Below are 18,711 nucleotides of genomic sequence, written 5' to 3' on the forward strand. Positions count from 1 at the left end.
CCATGTCAGACATGTGCACACAACTTTATCGCCTGATCGTGGACGTAGTTCTGCCGAATCTCAAAGAGATTGAAGCAAGCCTGCTCCGCCAGCAGGCACAGACCGAGCAACTGCAGGAGAGCCTGGATCAGTTAGGGCTTGAGACGCGAATGCGCTTTGCCGAGATGCGAGCCGATCTCACCTCCTGTCGAATCGAGGTCGAGGACGCACTGGTAGTCCTGCGCGAACGCGAAGCAGTCGATCCGGACGAAACGCAAACCATCGCCAAAAAGAGCTTGATTCACTAAACCCAGGCAAAAGCAGCAATGGGTGTGTTAACAAACAGCATTCCACTTCTGAACATCGCCTTTGTAGTCTTAGTTGCCCTTGCCTTAGCCGGTGCCGTTGTAGTTGCCGTTCTGTCTATCATTCCCGAAGGGAATCTGCTGTTAGCTTTTGCTTTGCCTTTCTGTCTGTCATTCACAAAAGCACCACCCCACCAGCCAACACCAAAGCAATCCAGTAGACTACCCAGCGGCTCTGCTGCGATGATTCGACTATGCGTACTCTAGTGACTGCGGCGTGGCTGTGGGACAGCGATATTCTGACTCCCAGGCCGGTAATTGAGATTGAAGATGGCGTGATCGCGAGCATCCGCTCTCTGGCTGATGGCGAACTTCCCTCCACATACAACCGTCTGGATTATCCCGACGCAATCCTCGCTCCTTCATTTTTCGACGTCCACATGCATGGCGGCGCCGGGCATGATCTGATGGAAGCCACACCCGAAGCGATGAGTGCCATAAGCAGCTTCCTGGCAACGCGCGGGACAGGATCCTTCCTGGCTACAACCGTCACCGCGCCCCTGGACGACACGCTCAAATCCCTGTCTGGATTGGCCACGCTGCTCGGCAAACAACAGCCGGGCGCAAAGCCGCTGGGCATTCATCTCGAAGGGCCGTTTCTTTCGCACGAAAAGCGCGGTGTACATCCTCCGGAGCATCTGCTGAAGCCGGAGATTCCAGTCTTCGACCGCATGTTCGAGGCAGCCGAGGGCAAGATCCGCCTGATGACGCTCGCTCCGGAGATACCCGGCGCAATCGAGCTCGCCGCACATGCAACCAGCAAGGGCGTACGCGTTTCAATGGGACACTCCAATGCAACCTCGGCCGAGGCTCATGCGTTGCATGCGGCTGGCGCAACCTCGGCGACGCACACCTTCAACGCCATGCGCGCTCTTGACCATCGTGAGCCGGGAATTCTGGGCACCGTGCTTAGCACCGACTCGCTCTATGCAGAACTGATCTGCGACGGCATCCACGTACACCCTATGCTGGTCAAAGTGTGGTGGCGAGCCAAGGGCCGCGACCGCGGCATTCTCATCACCGACGCGATGACCGCAACAGGCATGCCCGATGGCGAGTACAGGCTCGGTGGAATGACGGTGCAGGTAGCCAATGGCCGCGCATCCCTGGGGGATGTACTGGCAGGCAGCGTGCTGACGCTGGATCGCGGGCTCAAAAACTTTGTCGCGTTTACCGGGGCGACGGTAGAAGAAGTGCTTCCTCTCGTCACCCGCAACCCCGCCGCCATGACCGGATTTGCCGACGGCGTAGGTCGCTTACGTGTGGGTGATACAGCCAACCTGGTTGCGCTCAAAACCGATGGCAGCCTGATCGCTTCAATCAATCACGGCAAACTGGCAATCGCAGCAGGTTAGCGTAACGGCTTTGGGCTTTTTGAACTAGCTCTCAGCCAGCCGACGTGCCCGCCAGAGAGCGCCTTCGACGGCAACTACGCCCTCTTGCGCTACTGGCAGATCCGGTGCGGCCTGCTTCAAAAGCTCGGTAAACCGCACGCGAACGATGCCTATCTTTTCAAGCACGCTGCCGGTAAAGGCCACTGGAACTTCCTCTGTGATGCCGTGATGCTGGCGCAGCTTGCTTCGCACCAGCAGTACAAAATCTGCGAGATCGGCAGCGGCCTGATGCAGCACGCGAATAGCGACTGAATCGCCCTCTTCGGCTGCAACGGACATAAGCGGCGCCAGCGCGGAAAAGTCCGGTCCGGGCACTTGATTTCCGACGCTGACCAGCTCTTCAAGGGTGTTCGTGCCCCACTCTGCGGCAACGCGCTGCAGGATGGTGCAGGGTTCGCCATGATCATGGGCCCGTAATGCCTGGCGAACACCATAAAGACCGATCCAGTAACCGGAGCCTTCGTCGCCCAGCGTCGAACTGTAACCACCGGCGTTTTCCCGCGCGCCGTCAGCACTGCGGCCAAAGCAATTGGAGCCGGTGCCTGCAATCTGCAATATCCCCGGACCTCCGCGAACCGCCGCATCGAGCGCGATCACTTCGTCGCCTACTACCTCTGAGTTGCAAATGCCGACATCTTCAAAAACAGCGGTGATCCAGTCAGCCACTCCCGGCAGCGATGCACTGGCGATACCCGCGGAAGCCGCATCGACTCGCGTCACATCCGCGGCAGTGAAAACATCCCTCAAAAGGTTGCGCAGGTTAGCTTCCGCCGCTTCCGCTCCCACGCGGAGGCGCTTGATTGAGCCGCCCTTCGCGCGTCCCAAAACCGTTGTTCCTCTGGATATAACGGCGCGGGTATTGGTTCCGCCACCGTCAAGTCCCAACACAATATTGCGTGACCCGGTACTCAAGTGCTCTTGCTCCTCAAGGTATTTGCCTTGCTCGAAACTAGTATTTGCCTTGCTCAAAACTATGGACGCATTCCTGCCTGTATCATTCGCAATTACTCATTTCGCCTCTGCACTTCCCCCGTTATCGCGCAGGGTGCCTGCAAGAATGCTGAGATTCCCGTCTGATTTAGGAGCCTGTAATCCAAGCATATGGGTAATCCACGGATAGATGTTTACATTTTCAAAAGGCGCAACCGTTTTCCCATGAACGATGTCTGGCCCGACAGCAAAAAAACTGGCCTTCATCTCTGGCATGATATGCGGATCGAAGCCATGTTGGCCAGCGATCGGCGGATTGTCCGGCTTACCCGCCGCAGGTGCACTCGCGCGAATTGAATATGGACCAGTCGGCACGATCACCGGGTCACCCTCGCGTGCATTTTCGTTGTAATGCAAATCGTAAGGTACGTCCTTCAAGCGGTAGGCATGGAACTTGTCCGAAGCCTTCTTGAGCTGGTTATAGACGCGAACCCGATCTTCCTCCGTCTTGCCATAGAGCAGAGCACCGGCCGTATCGAAATTTTTGAGATCGGCAAACTGATCCAGCGTGACCCACGGGCCTTGAATCCTGACCATGCCGTGATCGCTGACCACCACCAGATCAATGGGCAAACCGGTTGCATCCAGCTTCGAACGCAGCTTGCCGACCAACCCATCCACTCGAATGACAGCGTCCTTTGTCTCCGGCGCATCAGGGCCATACTCGTGCCCTGCATGATCGACATCCGAATAATAAAGTGTGATGAAATGTGGCCTCGTCGCTTCAGGCTCCTTGAGCCACGCAAACACCTGGTCAATGCGAGCGCTCTCGTCGACCTTGTCATCAAACTTAAGGTAATCGGTAGGGCGCTGGCCGGCGATCTCCGCTTCCGAACCGGGCCAGAACAGGCAAGCCGTGCGCATCCCCTGGCTCTCCGCCAGAGACCATAGCGGCACACCCTTGTACCAGCTTCCATCGGTCACAGTAGCATCGTCGCCAAGACGGTAGCGGGCATCCTTCTGCGCGTCATAGAAATAGTTCGCGACCAGCCCATTATGCTCCGGATAAAGACCCGTCACGATCGCATAGTGGTTAGGAAAAGTCAGCGACGGATAGCTCGGCAATATGCCTTCCGGAGCCCAGACACCCTGCCTGCCGATACTCAGCAGATGGCTGGCTCCATACTTCTTCGTATAATCCCAGCGGAAACCGTCCAGCGACACCAGAACAACATAATGAGCCTTCTGCGCCTGCGCAGAATTAGGCCCATGATCAGTATGAATGACCGGGAGTGTGCTCTGGGCCGTTGCCCGCTGCGAGACGCAGAGGAGCGCCAATACAGCACCGATGGCGGTTACACGGAAAATCTGCTGGATACGCATTTCGGCTTGTCTCCAAGGAACAGACTACCAGCCGGACAATAACAGCCCGGCTAACGGATTGTCACAATCCAGTCTTAACAGACGTCAATGGAGCTCGAACGTTGGCCATATTCATACGTGCCGCCTGTATTCAAACCCGTCGCCGTCCTATACGATTTCCCATGTTTTCGCGAAGACTTTTTCACGCATTCTGCGCCGCCTTCTTCGGCGTGTCCATCGTTGCCGTAGTTGTTGCCGGGACTATTACCGTGGCCAGCGCTCAGCCCCCGGCAAGAATTGTTGCGCCGATCGCAGCGCCTACGCCGCCTATGGGTTGGAATAGCTGGGATGCATACGGATTGACCATCAATGAAGCCGATTACAAAGCCAACGCGCAGGTACTCGCAAGCTTCAAGAGCTATGGCTGGAATTACGCTGTCATTGACGAGGGATGGTTTCTCGAAAACCCTCTCAACGCAGGTAAGCCCGATACGCTCAAGTACACCATCGATGCCTACGGACGAGTAACTCCAGCGCTCAATCGCTTCCCTTCCGCAGCCAACGGCGCGGGCTTCAAGCCCATCGCCGACTACGCGCATTCACTCGGACTCAAGTTCGGCATTCACATCATTCGTGGCATTCCGAAGAGAGCCGTGAAAGAAAATCTGACTATTCTCAACACCAGCTTGCACGCCTCAGATGCAGCAGATACCACCGATACCTGCTCGTGGAATCCGGATAACTTTGGAGTAAAAGAGAATGCAGCAGGGCGCGCATACTACGACTCCCTGATTGCCTTGTATGCAGGCTGGGGCGTGGATTTCCTCAAAGTCGACTGCATCGCCGACCACCCTTACAAGGCCGATGAAATTCGCATGATTTCTGCTGCGATCCAAAAGACGGGGCGGCCAATCGTACTAAGCCTCTCGCCCGGACCAACGCAATTGGAACACGCGGCTGAGATCGGCGAGCATGCACAGATGTGGCGCATAGCCGACGATATCTGGGACGGCTGGGAATTCCCCGGACAGAAGTGGCCCAATGGATTGCTGTCTGCTTTTGACAATCTCTCCAGGTGGTCAAGATACGCGAGGCCCGGTAACTGGCCAGATGCCGACATGCTTCCATGGGGCTACCTCGGCCCCGAACCAGGATGGGGAAAAGCCCGTCAATCCGCACTGACTCAGGATGAGCAGCGAACACAATTTACTCTGTGGGCCATCGCTCGAACGCCCATGATCCTGGGCGCGAATCTTACTCGGCTTGATGACTTCACCAAGTCACTCCTGGCGAACAAGGAAGTCATTGCTATCAATCAAACCGCCATCAAAAGTGAGGAGCATTCCACGTATCCCGAAGACCCTCTGCGTCCGCGACGGTGGTCAGCAATAACAGGTGGCACTCATCCGCAACACTACGTCGCAATCTTTAATTTGCATGACAAGCCACTTAAGGACGATGAGCCGTGGCTCCTGTTCGGACTTGCAGATAAGGCCCATGCCGGTTATGACGTGTGGAATAAGAAACACCTGCCGCCCTCTGCAAAGCTGCATGTGGAGATTCCCGCTCACGGCTGCATGTTAGTGCGCGTGGAATAGCGAACGGGACGCACCTATCTACCATATTGTCATCTACGCCCGCTACCTCGTTGTGAGCACTGACGAGCGGTGATTTCCACTGCCCCCTAAGGTCGATATGCGAAACTATGATTTCAGGCTAAGGCACAATCAAGGCTGTGCCAGATCCCTAATCCCCGGGAGAATCGACCTCCATGCCGTTGCTGCGTTCCCTGCTGATCGGACTTTCCACGAATAAAACTTTGCGCCGGTCCATTGAGAACTCAGGTGCGGGGCGCAAGCTCAGTTCACGCTTTGTCGCCGGTCTTGAAGTAGAAGACGCTCTGCGCGCCGCTGAAATGCTGAATAACTTCGGCATGACCGCCACACTGGATTCCCTGGGCGAAAGCGTCGCCACCGAGGCCGAAGCGAAGACCGCAGCCGAGGTCTATCACCGGCTGTTGGACGCCATCGCCACACGCAAACTCAGTGCCAATATCAGCGTCAAACTGACGCAGATCGGCCTCGATCTTTCGCCGGACCTCGCCTACACCATCGCAGCAGGCCTCACCGAACACGCACGTGCGACCAGCAACTTCCTGCGCATCGACATGGAAGGGTCAGGCTTGACCCAGGTAACGCTCGACATGGTCCGCCATCTGCACGCTCGCGAGGAGTATCGCGGCCACATCGGCATCGTGATCCAGTCCTACCTCTACCGCTCCGAAGCCGACATACAGCAGTTGATTGAAGAAGGTATTCGCGTCCGCCTCTGCAAAGGCGCCTATCAGGAGCCGCCCTCCGTAGCCTTCCCACAAAAAACCGACGTAGACACAAACTACGTGCGCCTCTCCGGAATCCTGCTTTCAAGCCCCATCTATCACGGGCTCGCCACACATGATGAAGCCATGATTGAGGCCGCAAAAAACTACGCGCGCAACAAAGGCGTCGCACCCGATCAGTTCGAATTTCAAATGCTCTATGGAGTTCGCCGCGACCTGCAAAGACGCCTGATTCGCGAGGGCTACAACGTGCGCGTCTATATCCCGTTTGGCCGCGAATGGTATCCCTACTTCATGCGGCGACTGGCCGAGCGACCGGCGAATGTAATCTTCCTGCTGAAAAATCTCGTCCGCTCGTAGCCATCTGAAATCCAAATGCAATAACGAAGCGCCGCATAGTTATTGCGGCGCTTCGTTATTGTGGGCAATTTTTATTGAGGAGCCTCGTACGGCTCTATACGCAGCATATTTGAAAGAATCCCACGCTCTTCCGGCGAAAACGTCGAAGTGTAGCGCGCTGAATTCAACACCGTCTCCCGTTGCTCCGGCGGAACACCGCGCAGGTCGCGGAAAGCTCCGTGCACCATCAGTTGCCGATCTGGAGCAAGCGTTTGCATCCGGCGCACAGCCTGCTTTACCTGCATCTGCTGCGCTGGCGACAGCCGTTCCAATGCCTCCGCACGCGCAAGGCGGCGTTGGCGTTGTGCCTCAGGCAACTGATTCATGCGATGCAGTTGCTGGACAAGACGCTGTTGATCTCCCGGGTTCAGTCGATTAAAGCCCGGCTCCTGCCGCAACAATTGCTCCTGCTGGCCGACTGGCATATTTTGATGCTGCGCCATCCACTCCGGCAGATGCCCCGTATTTCTATCTCCCGCATAAGGCCGCCCGCCGTATGGATTAGGATTTGCGCGCAGTGAAGGAAACTGCGAAGCGTTATACGCCGGACGCGCAGTATCTCCACCCGCTCCGTAGCGTCCCGCTGGATAACCAGGCTGGCCACTCACCCCACCCGCTCCATTGGGACGAACATATTGCGGACGCGCTCCCGTATTTGGTCCAGCGTTCCCAACATTCGGCCTCGCATACGGATTGCCCTGGGGCCGCTGCGGTCCTGTCTGCATACGCCCCGGAGCATTGTGCTGAATAACATGCTGCCCATTCCCCTGCACCGTTCCAGGCCGATAATGAGGCGCAGGCGCAGAGTGCGGAGCCTGCCCGCCGAAGCGCATGCCGCCAAACCCACCGCCAAATCCGCCACCACGCGGGACAGCAAAAGGGCGTGCAAACGCAAGCGGCGCCAGAGACAAAGCAATCCCCAGAAATGCAGCCATCACTGCATAGCGAGTAATCGCCGCTCTGGAAACCGCTTTGGTCTGCTTCGTCTTCATCGCCAATCTCTTCTAGCTTCTTCTTCCCTTACAACCAACGCGGATAAATGTGTTTCTCATCCTAATCGACGGAGCTGCAACCACTCAGCCTCATGCCGGATTAGTCGTTCTGATCCGAGATCGACTCAAGCTGATCGAGCAGTTGCGCATTGCTATCGAGCGTCTGCAGATCGTTCACCACCGCTGCCTGCGCAGGCGGCGGTGGCGGCTGCGTCCAATCGGTAAATCCCAGATAAGCCCCACCGCCAAGCAACAACGTGACCGTCATGGCCATCGCCGCTACCGGCCTCAACGACATGCGTGAGCCATAAGCGAACCGGGCCCGCATTCTCTCAAACCAGCTCGCCGGAACCGCCTGCCGCTCTTCCTCAAGCCGCGCGTTAAACCGGGTCAGGAAGTACGGGTTCGGCTCCGGAACCTCCCAGGCATCCAACAGCGCCATCGTCGCCCGCAACTCATCCAATTGGGTGCGGCAGTTGTTACACTCCGCCAGGTGAGACGCAGCCTCGGAGTTGCCCTCGCCATCCCCCTGTTCGGGATCGAGCAGCAGATCTGCCATCTTCGAGTTCATATCCTTGCAGTTCATCTCGGTACTCCCTTCTGTGCCGGTGTGCCCCGGCTTCGTACTTTCGTGCTTCTTGCTCTCAGGCATATGCTTTCAGGCTCTCGCGCAATGTCTGATAAGCGCGGAAGAGGAGCGACTTGGTAGCCGATTCGCTCAACTTCAAAACTTCGCCAATCTGGCGGTAATCCATCTCCTGGTACTTGTGCATCAGCACCGCCATGCGTTGCCGCTCAGGCAGTGCTGCCACTTGTGCCCGGATGGCCGCCATACGCTCCTCGCGCAACATCCGCTGCTCCACGTTGGGATCGTCATCGGCAACCTCCGGCGTGCTGCCCGTCTCCGAATCCGGTTCATCCAGATTCACCGTCTGCGCGGTTCGTTCATACTTCGTATCCCGCGCATGGTTCACAGCGAGATTGGTCGCAATCCGATACAGCCACGTACTGAACTTCGCCTCGGCCCGGTAACTTTCCCGCGACCGGTAGACACGCAGAAAAACCTCCTGCGCCAGTTCCTCTGCAACCGCCTCATTGCGAACCATCCGAAATAAAAAGTGGATGATCTGGCGGTGATATTTGCCCACCAGGTACGTGTACCCAGCCTCATCGCCGGCGGCAACAGCCAGCATGATTTCGGCGTCCGTCCGCTCCGCAGAGGCAGACGAAACAGCCTCAGCGCCTGACAGTTCCCGATTGGATTCCCTTGCTGAGGCGTCATTCACCGTGCGATTTCGTCCCAAACGCGATCTCTGCCCCGAATCCAATCCCCGCGAAGCCACTCCCGGATTGTCGATCGCCAGGGTTGCCATATCTCCTGAAACACCACCGTGGACAGAAGGTTGCGCAGATGAGCCGGCGTCCTGCTCGGAATCCGGCTTTTTTGAATGATTTGCACCAGAATTGCCGCTTCCTGAATCGCCAGTCCCAGCTTTACCCGCTCCAGCCCCGGCCCTGCCAGTCCCGGCACCTTCTCCAGAATGTGCCGCACCCAGCCCCCCTTGATCAGGAAACTCGGCCGCGTGACGGATTGGGAGCAAGCGTAAGCGCATCGTGCGAAGCGAACCGTTCGGGGGATCAACAGCGGATACAAACTCCGCAACCAACTGGCAGATCGAGCAGAAGACCGCCCCGCGAAGGGCAATCCAGGCAAACACAAGGGCAATTCAAGCAACCGCAAAGAGCAATTCGAGCAAGCGCGAAGGGCAATCCAGGCAAAAAACTCAATTCCACTGCGAGTCTATTGCAGGATTGTCCGACTCGTAGAGTATCCCAGGTTTCCCATGTGCAGACCTGCATCCTGCCAGACCCACTCCACCAGCCCCAGCCCATCTGCCCAGGCCAATTGAAGCCCGCGGCTCGCTGATGATACTCTACCGTAGTAGACCCCGCCTGAGTCCTTCAGTGCTCAGTACCCGTTTGGACCTCCTCCAGACGTGCTCCAAGGGGCGATTAACTCAGCGGTAGAGTGCCACCTTCACACGGTACTGATCTTCAACAGTGACCGCTTCTAACTAACATAAAATCAAACACTTACAGGCACCGTTTCGAAGCCGTTGTTGGCGTTTTGCGGCAATTCGTCAGAAACAATTTTTTCCTCTCCTCCTTTCGTCAACATCAGGTACACCGAGCCGACCATCTGCTGCACGCTTTCCGGCAGCTCCTGCATGTACTCGTGCGCCGTGGTATCGGGACGCGAGTGCCGCAGATGGGCTTGGATGTCCTTAACCGACCCCATCTTCTGGGCCTGAGTCGCCATCGTCCGACGAAGGATCTGGAAGTTCAACTTCTCCAATCCCAAATCTTCCGCCATAGGCTTCAACACCCGATAGAGGTAGTTGTTTACATGCAGGAAGCCGCCATCCGCGTTCGGGAAGATGAACGCGTCCGGTGAGACCTCCTTGCCATCCTCTCCTTTGCCGTCCTCTTTCCACTGCCGGAGTTCCTCGGCAAGACCGTCCGGCAGGTGGACCTTGGTGAGGCTGCCCGGTGTCTTGCCATACGGACGCAGCTTGGCTCGATAGATGGTCTCAGTAAGAACGAGGGTGTTCTCCCCGTCGAAGGAACGCCAACGGAGAGCGAACAGTTCGCTCGGCCGTAACGCTTCCGTCATATCGAGGGCCAGCAAGAGACGGTCTCTCCGGTTGGCCATGGCTAGCACTGACCACAGCTGCCCCCAGGTCAACACCCGCTTGTCCTTGGGCCGAAGATTTTTCGGGATCTTCAGCTTCCGGGTCGGGTCCTTGATCAGGAACTCCTGCTCCAGGGCTTCGTCGAAGATGGATTTCAGATACGACCTCGCCTGCTTGACGCGATCCTGCGAGTACCGCTCCGCTAGATGGTTCACATGCGTTTGCAGCATGAACTTATCGAACGAATCGAGCGGCTGCCTGCCGAATTTGTCTATCAGGTCGAATTCGATCTGGGCCATCTTCGTTACCGCCGTATCCGGCCGCCAATCCCCTTTCCGAAGTGGGAAGTAGCGGTTACGGACAAACCACTCGAAGGTCACAGAGCTGTCTTTCAGCACCCTGCCTCCGAGGTTTTGACCAGTTCGCTTGGTGATTTCGGCGCGCAACGCATCGCGCGCCTCGAACTTGGTCATCTGGGACTTAAGGCCGAGCTTAATCCCGAGCTTTCTGACTCGTTGCGTATCGGCCTCAGGATCAAGTACGGTTTCTCGGAAGTAGCCGTACCATTGCTTTCCGCGCAGGGATATCCACCCTGCCTGGTGTGACTTGCCCATGTGTTCCTCGTATTTCTGTGGTGGAAGAACCGCGGGCTTCCACCATTTTATGGCTTTATTTGCGTCTCCGGCGCGCGGCGGAGAGCTGCTCCTGTTCGCTGATGAACCCCTCGATCCCGCTGAACCGATACCGGAGCGTTCCGTCTCCCATGCGGATCACCGGGAGGTGCGGCAGCTTGCGCGAGGAGTGATCCCAGACCCAATCCCTGCTTACATTTAGCCGCCGAGCCACATCGTCCACGGTAAGCAGAGGATCGTGATCGGATTGGGATTCTAGGGGAGGTCCCGCATTGACACTGCGCACCGGCATCGGTCGGCTGGGGTCGTTGGAGGGAACCGGCGGACGTTCCATCACGCGAAGAGTTGAGCTTGGTTGGGGCTGAGGCATATGTCCTCCTGCTGGTTTTCGAGACTGTCGAGCAAATGCTTTGTATGTCGAACTCGAAACTCGGTCAAAAACGCATCCGGCCGTGCCGACAACTTCCAAATTTGACCGAGTTTGCGAATCACCCCATGCTGGCACCGCGTTTGACAGGAGGTGTATATGGGCAAGCCAACGAAGTGGATCGGTGTTGCAGTATCCGTCACCATGCTCGACGCTGTAGCGGTCACCTACTACGGCGGTGTGGTCTGGAAGGCATTTGCCGTAGTCATCTGGAGCAGGTTGTTGTTGCTCCTCTTAGCCGCCGTGTGGGCTACGTCACTCCTGCACATTTGGGCTCACGCATGTTCCCACTTGCGGCGGGCAATACGGGAACATCGTTTTGCAGTCTCGATCCCAGTGAGCGGCCTATCGGCTGAGATGGCGGAGGAAATCGATGTTTGATTCCCTGGCTGACCTATCGACCAAGTTATCGGCCACCGGATACTTCATTGACCCGGTGATGGTCCAGGTCGTTTTTCTTGCTGCCAAGCTGAAGAAACCTCTCCTGCTCGAAGGTCCGGCCGGTTCTGGGAAGACGCAGCTTGCCCTCTCCGTTGCCGCGGCAGCGGCTACTCATGTCGAGCGGCTCCAGTGCTATCGCGGCGTCACGGAGTCCCAAGCCATCGGGAGCTTCGACGAGGGGCTGCAACGGCTCTACATGGAGTTCTCGAAGAGCCAGCACGAGAGCTGGCAGATCCTCCAGGCCAGTCTGAAAGGGCGCGATTTCTTTCGTGCCGGACCATTGATGCGCGCCCTCGAATGCGAGCGGCCATGCGTTCTGCTCATCGACGAACTCGACAAGGTAGATGACGGTTTCGAAGCGATGCTGTTGGAAATCTTGTCTGCCTGGCAGCTTTCGATTCCGGAATTTGGAACGGTCGAAGCCAGAAGTATTCCGTTCGTAGTTCTCACCAGCAACGAAGAGAGGCGTCTCGGCGATCCGATCCGGAGACGCAGTCTCTATGTGCGAGTTGAGCACCCAACGCCACAGCGTGAGTCGGAGATCATCGCGAGCCGTACGCCTAACGCCAATGCAGAGTTTCACCGTGAGATGGCCGGGATCGCCCTTTCATTCCGTAACTACTCATTGGAAAAGCCGCCTTCGGTGTCCGAGATGATCGACTTTGCCAACGCTCTGCAATTGCTAGGCGCCGACCATGTGACCGAAGAACATCGCGACGTTCTTTTGCCCTTTCTTGCGAAGACCGAGAAAGATCGTCGACACCTCCTCCTTCGCGAAGGCTTCAAGAGCCTCCTCGATGACGGAGCACGTTTCGCCCAGAAAATGGCGGTTGAAGGAGGGCCTCACTCATGAAATGGCTGCTCCCGCTATTGCTCTTCTTACCGATTCGTTCCGCTAAAGCCGACGTTCCTCCCTCGGAGGCGGAGCGATGCGTCCAGCATTATGCAACGTACTACCGGGTGCCACCGGAGTTGATTGGTGCCCTGATCGATGTGGAATCGCGATGGAATCCTCGCGCGCTTTCAAATAAGGGCGCAATGGGGTTGATGCAGCTCATGCCAGCAACGGCCCATCGCTTCGGCGCGATGCAGCCATTCGATGTGGAGCAGAACATCGCAGCCGGCACCCGCTATGTGACGACCTTGATGTGGGAGTTTCGTGGCGATCTCCGCCTAGTTGCGGCGGCCTATTACGCCGGCGACCGATGGATAGGAAGGAAGCAACTCAACTACAGCAACCCTGATGTCATCGCCTACGTCGAGGCGGTTCGACGTCAGTACCTGATGCGAAAACAGGCGGCCAAACGGCCGCCAAGGAGATAGACAAATGAAACTTCGTTGGCTCATTCCCATTGCAATATTGCTTCCGCTCCGACTCGGAGCCGCCGCACAAGCCGTGAGCGCACGCGTTGCCACGATCACGATCAATCCAAACGAAGTGACTTCTCTCCATCTCAGACCTGAGTTTGAGTCGACGATCCGCATGCCCGAAGAGATCACCTCTGTCATTCTCGGAAGCCCGACTTCCTTCAAAGCCGAACATAGTGAGGGCGAGCCCGAATATGTCTACGTCAAACCCATCACTAAGGAACCCGCGCAATCAAACCTCTTGATTGCAACAAAGTCCGGTCAGCATGTCACGCTGGAACTTGTCAGCGACGGGGCTGTCAACAATCCCACCCAACCGGTTGACTTCCTGATCCAGTACCGCACTTCGAGCAGCTTCTTGGTCACATCGGACGAGCCGCTGCCGGTCGCGAAGAAGCCCGCAGATCATCCACGTCGATCTGAAGTGGCCGAGGAGCACTCTCCGTCCGTTGTTCCTTCGGCTCTCGATCAGGAGTTCGAGCAGCAGACCAAGCTCAATGCACCGAGTTGGAGCAAGTGGGAGGGCAAACAAATCGAGACCTCGATCGGTGACATTCGTCAATGGAGCAACGAGACGGTCGTCTCGTATTCGGTTTACAACAGCTCGGACCAGCCGGTTGAGATCGTGCCACCGCAGATACAGATCACCGGACGTAAGACGGAGAAGAAGAAAAAGAAGCAAGGTAAGGGCATCCTCTCCGACCAGCTCGAAATCCGGGACTACAAACTCAGCTTGACGAGGCTGGAACCGGGTGGGCGCGCGGATGGTGTCGTGGTGTTCGACCGCCCGAACTTCAAGCAGTCGACGGAGAAGTTATTTCTGCAGCTTGCGCAGGCGGATCAAGTGGATCGTCCGATCTTGGTTCGTCTACCGTTCACCCCGCCCATCGCGGCACAACGCCAATAGAGAGGATCGTGCAGAGTATGAACGTTCAGGACAAAGATTTAAACGGCAATCGCCTTCAGATAGATGAATCTTCCGATCAGATGGCCCCTCACGCAGCACCTCCAGCGCCAAACTTGATCGATCCAGAATTCAAGGACGTGCCTGAGATCGCCAACGTTGACGGCTTCGCGACGCGGGCAGGCATCAACGGAATAACGGGAATCGGCAAGAACAAGCTCATTCTTCTCGGCGGCGGTCTCGCGGTCGCCGTATTGTTCTTTGTCTTTACTGCGCTCGTGGGAAAGTCCCCGAAGAAGCAGAATGCCGCGAAGCCGAACACTCTACAGACAAGCTCGGCGGCGGCAAAACAGCCCAAAGGCAGCGTGACACCTGTGATGGAAACAGTCCGCACCCCAGCCCCAGACAACTCGAGCGGTCAGCTTGGCCCGGGAGACATCAAGCGCACCCGCTCCCTGGATGGGAAGGTCACGCCTACAACGAACTCTCAACTCGCGCAGAAGCCGGCGACGGGTGGCTCTCTCGGGAGTGTCCCCTCATTCGCCGACACGCAGCAGAAGTGGGAAGAGCCTCAGCCCTACGGCGAGGCTACACCAGCCAGCGCTACTTCCCAGACGGCGCAGCAACAACAACAAAATACTCTCAAAGAACCTTCGCTCATCTTCGTTCGCAATCAGGTTCAAACGCAGGTTTCGTCAGCGACCAAACTTACCTTCGACGGTGACGACGCGCCATCGTTGGAAATGACGCCAGGCATGCGCATCCAAGCCAAGCTCGAGACTCAGATATCGAGCGCCGTTCAGGAACCGATTGTGGCCGTGGTGGAGTACACCTACGCTATTGGGGATAAGATCGTCGTTCCCGCCGGAGCCCGTATATACGGCAAGCTGGTACAGGCCGATCGGACTGGACTCATCAACGTCCAATTCGATGAAATTCGGCTGTTGGATGGAAACCGGGATGAGAAGCGGGAGAAGATCGATGCGATTGGTCTCGGGCTCGATCTTGGCCCGATCAAAGGAAGCGTCTCCGGAAAAAACACAGGCAAGAACTTTTTAGTGCGGGCGGCATCAGGAATGGGTTCGGTGCTAGCGGAGATCGCCGGCAACAACAGCAGCGCCGCGTTCTCAGAGGATGACATGTTGCGAGAGCGGCTGGCGGAAAATATCGGAACTGCCGGCGATTCGGAGGTCATGAACCTCAGCGCCAACAGTCGCATCGTCGTCTCCGTTCCTGCGGACACGAAGATCTACGTCGTGTTCACAAAGCATCAGGAGAAGAGCTCCGCCGAGCTACACAAAGTTGCCTCTGCGACTCAATAAACGCGACGTGGACGTTCTCTCAGCCCTGGCCGACGGCCAGGGTTTTTTTGCGTGCAGCAGGTGCCGATGTTTCGCCCCGTGCGCCATTGGAGTGCGGGGCTTCGTTCGATAGAGGCCGTGAGGTCGGGATGAGAGTCGGACACGATTTGGATTGTTCGCCCGATGAGGTCTCACGCTAGAACTTGAGCCGAGAACGATCCCCACTACCCGATCCGAAAGCGAGCAGATAGCCGCTGCTGACCCTTCCCAAGAATGAGCAAACGGCGGTCCGTGGGGCTCAGTGCGCATGTGGGCACTCTCGGCCGATTGCCCTTTGCTCAAATGAGTCAAGATTGTGCGTTGTCCTTGGTTGAGAAGGGGAAAGATAGACTCCACAACCCCATAATGCGAACGGGCAATTGGCGATCTCTATATCCTTTTGGAGTTGAGTCAGGGGCGTTCCCAATGGCTTTCTATGCGAACGGGCAAAGCGCCTCGCTGAATATCCCGTTGGAGCGGGATAGCGGAGTGAGGAGAAGCTATGAGGGGATCAGACGAAATTTACCGCAACGACGGCACATGTAAGTATGACTCCAGTCCCAACGGAGCCTTGGGTAGACTTCGCGGTTATATCGAGCGGTTCGAAGGAGATTAAAGATCAAGCCAGCCAAACAGATCAGGCCAAGAACAAGAAATAATCCGACGGCGTGACCTAAGTTCGATCTGGTAGATGGTTCCTCAACGATCTTGCTGAAACCCGCCCCGCCCCAAAAGACGAAGAAAAAGATCGCGAATCCCCAGAGTACGAAAGGCCGGATGTAACCCCTCGGGTTGGGAGGAGCTGCAATCTGTGCGGAATAAGACTGGCTGCTTCCGTGACTAAACGTGCTCGAGAAAGTCCGTGTGCCTTGCTGATACAGAAGCGGGACAGCTACGATCTCGCCAGTTCCACACTGGTCACAGCGATACGAGTTCTGGTGGGGTAGTGTCGCCATTGCCTGAGCCCTGAACCGGCGAAAGTTTCATACGCGGTCTACTCAATCCTGACGGAGATTTTAGCTCTTTCGTTTGAACACAGCCACTTCGGGATTTACTTTCAAGGTCGCCGAAAGCGCTACCATTTCGCAAATCTTACGAAGGATTGGAGATAACTCATCCTTCATCGTTTGGCACGTCAATTTGACCGAGTTTCGGATTCAACCGATTCTCTTCCTCGACGCGGAGGCCTTGAGCAGCCGAGTCCAGGAGAGATAGAGATATGAGAACCGCACCAGTCTTCTGGCGTCGCTCCGAAGGGGCCGCCCAACCACTCACCACCGTCATTCATCGTCCCGATGAAACCAACTGGGTTCGAGCCGCTCTGATGTTCGCGTTGGCTCTCGTGCTGCTCGGAAGCCTTCTCACTCCAGTCGCTGCGATCGCTCAGAACCTCGGAACGTCTCCACAATTCGGTCAGGCGGTTCAAGGCCAGCAAGCGACCACAGTCGAAGGCACTGTCCTCAACATCGTGAACTGGGGCTGCAACGTCATCGCTCCGGTCATTGCGGTGGCTTGCCTCGGTATCGCTGGTTGGCACTTCAAGAGCGGCCGCGGATACATGGGCTGGGGCGTCAGCGGTGTCGCACTGATGGTGATCTCCGGTCTGGGACGTATGGCCGAAGGATTTATCACTCAGGCGCAGGGAATCCAGTAACGAGGTCTCATCGTCATGCCAGTGCCGCAATTCCTTCTCGATCTCCTCCAGATGCTGCTCGACCTCGCTGTACCCGCGGCGTTCCTGACGCTGACCGCCGCGGGCGTGAGCTTGCGGCATGAAGGAGGGACCAACTTCCATGTGAATGGCAGGACTGGAAAGTGGGTGTTGTGGACCGTGGTCCTTCTGACGCTTCCACAACTGTTGTCCTGGATTGCGGCACAAGGCATTACCGTTCCCTCCGGGAGCGGTTCGGTAGGAACAAGCTGGATCGCAAGTATGGAGACGGTGTTCAAAGCGTTCGTCAATCAGATCGTAGTCGCCAAGCTGGTTCCGGTACTCGCGGCATATTTCGTTTTGAAAGCGACGCTCGATGGAGCTGCTGGAGAAAATCCGCTTCCCTCGATCATCGCCGCTCTTTTTCTGATGTCACTTTCCGCCACCATGCAGCTCATGCAGGGATGGAATTCGGGAGACCAGTACGCAACGACCGATATGCTTACGTCCCTTTGGAATTACATCGTTGGGCAGATCATGCCAGCGGCAGCAGGACTGGCATGCGTAGGAGCGGTCATCAATTTCGTTAGGCACAGACCGTGGACGCGGATGGTCTTCGCCGCAATTTCATTTTTGAGCGTGAGTGGATTACTCACACTCTTTCAGGCCATGGCGGCCTGAGGAGCGACCGATGAGTTTGAATGGCGCAATCACGAATCTCGCCTCATGGGCCGGTAACACCATCATGCCGACGATGGCCGGCATGTTCTTCGCGGGTGCTGTTTACCGCTACAGCAAGAGTCATCCGTTTGAGCACCTGCTCTATGGCGGCTTCGCTTCGCTGATGTGCTCAGGCATGCTTCGCGCTCTTGAGGGCTTCGTGCAAAACGCAGGTGCGACCAGTGCCGACGGATTCTGGATGGCAACGATGAGCCTGGTGAATTGGACGGCCAATGTGATTCTGCCCATGTTCGCGCTCACGCAGCTTGCAGCAATGGCCCTACATATGGGTGGCGTGCTCGATCAGATCTACCCAGGCTCAAGCTGGATTCGCAAGTTCATCGCCGCAGTAGCGGCGTTGATGGTCTCCGGCATACTGCGCTTCGCCGAATCGATGGTGACGCAGGCACATGGGATTTGAGGAGAATGTCATGAGTCTAGATCTGACCCCTGTTCATCGCAATTTGCATACCAAGGTCACATTCCTTGGTCTTGAGTTTGAAGACCTCATCCTCGTGCTCGCGTTGGCGGCACTCATGAATCTTCTTGCTCACTTTGCAGGCAACAATGCTCATTTTCTGGGAATGCCACTCAACATCTTTATGGAGTTCGTTGTTCCGGTTTTGACTGTTCCGTTCCTGATCCTGTTCAAGTACGGCAGGCCACGGGGCTATCTGACAGATCTTCTGCGTTCGTTCTTTGCTCCGCGGGCGTGGTGCGCACTTGAGCGAGATTCCCAATTGCGAGATGGTTACGTGGTCGAGGAGGAGTAGCAG

The 18,711-nt window shown here is 56.8% G+C and carries 21 protein-coding genes; 13 read left to right on the forward strand and 8 right to left on the reverse strand.

Going from position 1 to position 18,711, the window contains the following annotated elements:
• Window positions 1–2 precede the first annotated feature (2 nt).
• Window positions 3–287, forward strand: a complete 285-nt coding sequence (locus OHL19_RS19320) for a hypothetical protein (protein WP_263359465.1) — start codon at window positions 3–5, stop codon at window positions 285–287.
• 251 nt (window positions 288–538) lie between these two features.
• Complete coding sequence (gene nagA, locus OHL19_RS19325) at window positions 539–1,699, forward strand: N-acetylglucosamine-6-phosphate deacetylase (protein WP_263359466.1); 1,161 nt, start codon at window positions 539–541, stop codon at window positions 1,697–1,699.
• Between the two features lie 24 nt (window positions 1,700–1,723).
• Here nagA and OHL19_RS19330 read toward each other — a convergent pair whose 3' ends face one another.
• Window positions 1,724–2,650 carry an N-acetylglucosamine kinase gene (locus OHL19_RS19330; protein ID WP_263359467.1) on the reverse strand — a complete coding sequence of 309 codons (927 nt, stop codon included), beginning with the start codon at window positions 2,648–2,650 and terminating at the stop codon, window positions 1,724–1,726.
• 96 nt (window positions 2,651–2,746) lie between these two features.
• Window positions 2,747–4,051 (reverse strand): alkaline phosphatase family protein, encoded by a 1,305-nt coding sequence (locus OHL19_RS19335; protein ID WP_263359468.1) that lies wholly within the window; start codon window positions 4,049–4,051, stop codon window positions 2,747–2,749.
• Window positions 4,052–4,212: 161 nt separating this feature from the next.
• Here OHL19_RS19335 and OHL19_RS19340 point away from each other — a divergent pair, with 161 nt between their 5' ends.
• Together OHL19_RS19340 and OHL19_RS19345 are read left to right on the forward strand one after the other, a co-directional pair.
• Window positions 4,213–5,628, forward strand: a complete 1,416-nt coding sequence (locus OHL19_RS19340; RefSeq protein ID WP_263359469.1) for a glycoside hydrolase family 27 protein — start codon at window positions 4,213–4,215, stop codon at window positions 5,626–5,628.
• A gap of 173 nt (window positions 5,629–5,801) precedes the next feature.
• A complete protein-coding gene (locus OHL19_RS19345; RefSeq protein ID WP_263359470.1) occupies window positions 5,802–6,728 on the forward strand; it encodes a proline dehydrogenase family protein in 927 nt (308 codons plus the stop codon).
• Between the two features lie 71 nt (window positions 6,729–6,799).
• Here the strand turns inward: OHL19_RS19345 and OHL19_RS19350 are convergent, their stop codons facing one another.
• From OHL19_RS19350 to OHL19_RS19375, 6 genes are all read right to left on the reverse strand, one after another.
• Entirely contained in the window at window positions 6,800–7,759 is a 960-nt protein-coding gene (locus OHL19_RS19350; protein WP_263359471.1) for a DUF3106 domain-containing protein, read from the reverse strand.
• A gap of 100 nt (window positions 7,760–7,859) precedes the next feature.
• Window positions 7,860–8,411 (reverse strand): anti-sigma factor family protein, encoded by a 552-nt coding sequence (locus tag OHL19_RS19355; protein ID WP_263359472.1) that lies wholly within the window; start codon window positions 8,409–8,411, stop codon window positions 7,860–7,862.
• A complete protein-coding gene (locus OHL19_RS19360; protein ID WP_263359473.1) occupies window positions 8,404–9,063 on the reverse strand; it encodes an RNA polymerase sigma factor in 660 nt (219 codons plus the stop codon). Before OHL19_RS19360 ends, OHL19_RS19355 begins: the two co-directional genes overlap by 8 nt.
• Window positions 9,042–9,311 (reverse strand): hypothetical protein, encoded by a 270-nt coding sequence (locus OHL19_RS19365; protein ID WP_263359474.1) that lies wholly within the window; start codon window positions 9,309–9,311, stop codon window positions 9,042–9,044. Before OHL19_RS19365 ends, OHL19_RS19360 begins: the two co-directional genes overlap by 22 nt.
• A gap of 534 nt (window positions 9,312–9,845) precedes the next feature.
• Window positions 9,846–11,066, reverse strand: a complete 1,221-nt coding sequence (locus tag OHL19_RS19370) for a tyrosine-type recombinase/integrase (protein ID WP_263359475.1) — start codon at window positions 11,064–11,066, stop codon at window positions 9,846–9,848.
• 55 nt (window positions 11,067–11,121) lie between these two features.
• Window positions 11,122–11,454, reverse strand: coding sequence for a helix-turn-helix transcriptional regulator (locus OHL19_RS19375; protein WP_263359476.1), 333 nt, complete (start codon window positions 11,452–11,454; stop codon window positions 11,122–11,124).
• Window positions 11,455–11,610: 156 nt separating this feature from the next.
• On the opposite strand from OHL19_RS19375, the gene OHL19_RS19380 reads away from it, so the two are divergent.
• The 9 genes from OHL19_RS19380 (at window position 11,611) to OHL19_RS19420 (ending at window position 18,708) form a co-directional block, all read left to right on the forward strand.
• Window positions 11,611–11,892: a hypothetical protein gene (locus tag OHL19_RS19380; RefSeq protein ID WP_263359477.1), complete on the forward strand. Its 282-nt coding sequence runs from the start codon at window positions 11,611–11,613 to the stop codon at window positions 11,890–11,892.
• On the forward strand, window positions 11,885–12,805 hold the full coding sequence (locus OHL19_RS19385; RefSeq protein ID WP_263359478.1) for an AAA family ATPase: 921 nt from the start codon (window positions 11,885–11,887) through the stop codon (window positions 12,803–12,805). Before OHL19_RS19380 ends, OHL19_RS19385 begins: the two co-directional genes overlap by 8 nt.
• On the forward strand, window positions 12,802–13,275 hold the full coding sequence (locus tag OHL19_RS19390; protein WP_263359479.1) for a lytic transglycosylase domain-containing protein: 474 nt from the start codon (window positions 12,802–12,804) through the stop codon (window positions 13,273–13,275). The genes OHL19_RS19385 and OHL19_RS19390 overlap by 4 nt, the downstream gene beginning before the upstream one ends.
• Before the next feature lie 4 nt (window positions 13,276–13,279).
• Window positions 13,280–14,227, forward strand: a complete 948-nt coding sequence (locus OHL19_RS19395) for a hypothetical protein (protein WP_263359480.1) — start codon at window positions 13,280–13,282, stop codon at window positions 14,225–14,227.
• Between the two features lie 17 nt (window positions 14,228–14,244).
• Window positions 14,245–15,546, forward strand: coding sequence for a hypothetical protein (locus OHL19_RS19400; protein WP_263359481.1), 1,302 nt, complete (start codon window positions 14,245–14,247; stop codon window positions 15,544–15,546).
• 1,237 nt (window positions 15,547–16,783) lie between these two features.
• On the forward strand, window positions 16,784–17,218 hold the full coding sequence (locus tag OHL19_RS19405; protein ID WP_263359482.1) for a hypothetical protein: 435 nt from the start codon (window positions 16,784–16,786) through the stop codon (window positions 17,216–17,218).
• A gap of 15 nt (window positions 17,219–17,233) precedes the next feature.
• Window positions 17,234–17,896 carry a hypothetical protein gene (locus OHL19_RS19410; RefSeq protein ID WP_263359483.1) on the forward strand — a complete coding sequence of 221 codons (663 nt, stop codon included), beginning with the start codon at window positions 17,234–17,236 and terminating at the stop codon, window positions 17,894–17,896.
• A gap of 10 nt (window positions 17,897–17,906) precedes the next feature.
• Window positions 17,907–18,356: a hypothetical protein gene (locus OHL19_RS19415; protein ID WP_263359484.1), complete on the forward strand. Its 450-nt coding sequence runs from the start codon at window positions 17,907–17,909 to the stop codon at window positions 18,354–18,356.
• 10 nt (window positions 18,357–18,366) lie between these two features.
• Window positions 18,367–18,708: a hypothetical protein gene (locus tag OHL19_RS19420; protein ID WP_263359485.1), complete on the forward strand. Its 342-nt coding sequence runs from the start codon at window positions 18,367–18,369 to the stop codon at window positions 18,706–18,708.
• The last annotated feature ends 3 nt before the right edge of the window (window positions 18,709–18,711 follow it).

Source organism: Acidicapsa ligni (genome assembly GCF_025685655.1).
Lineage (GTDB): Bacteria > Acidobacteriota > Terriglobia > Terriglobales > Acidobacteriaceae > Acidicapsa > Acidicapsa ligni.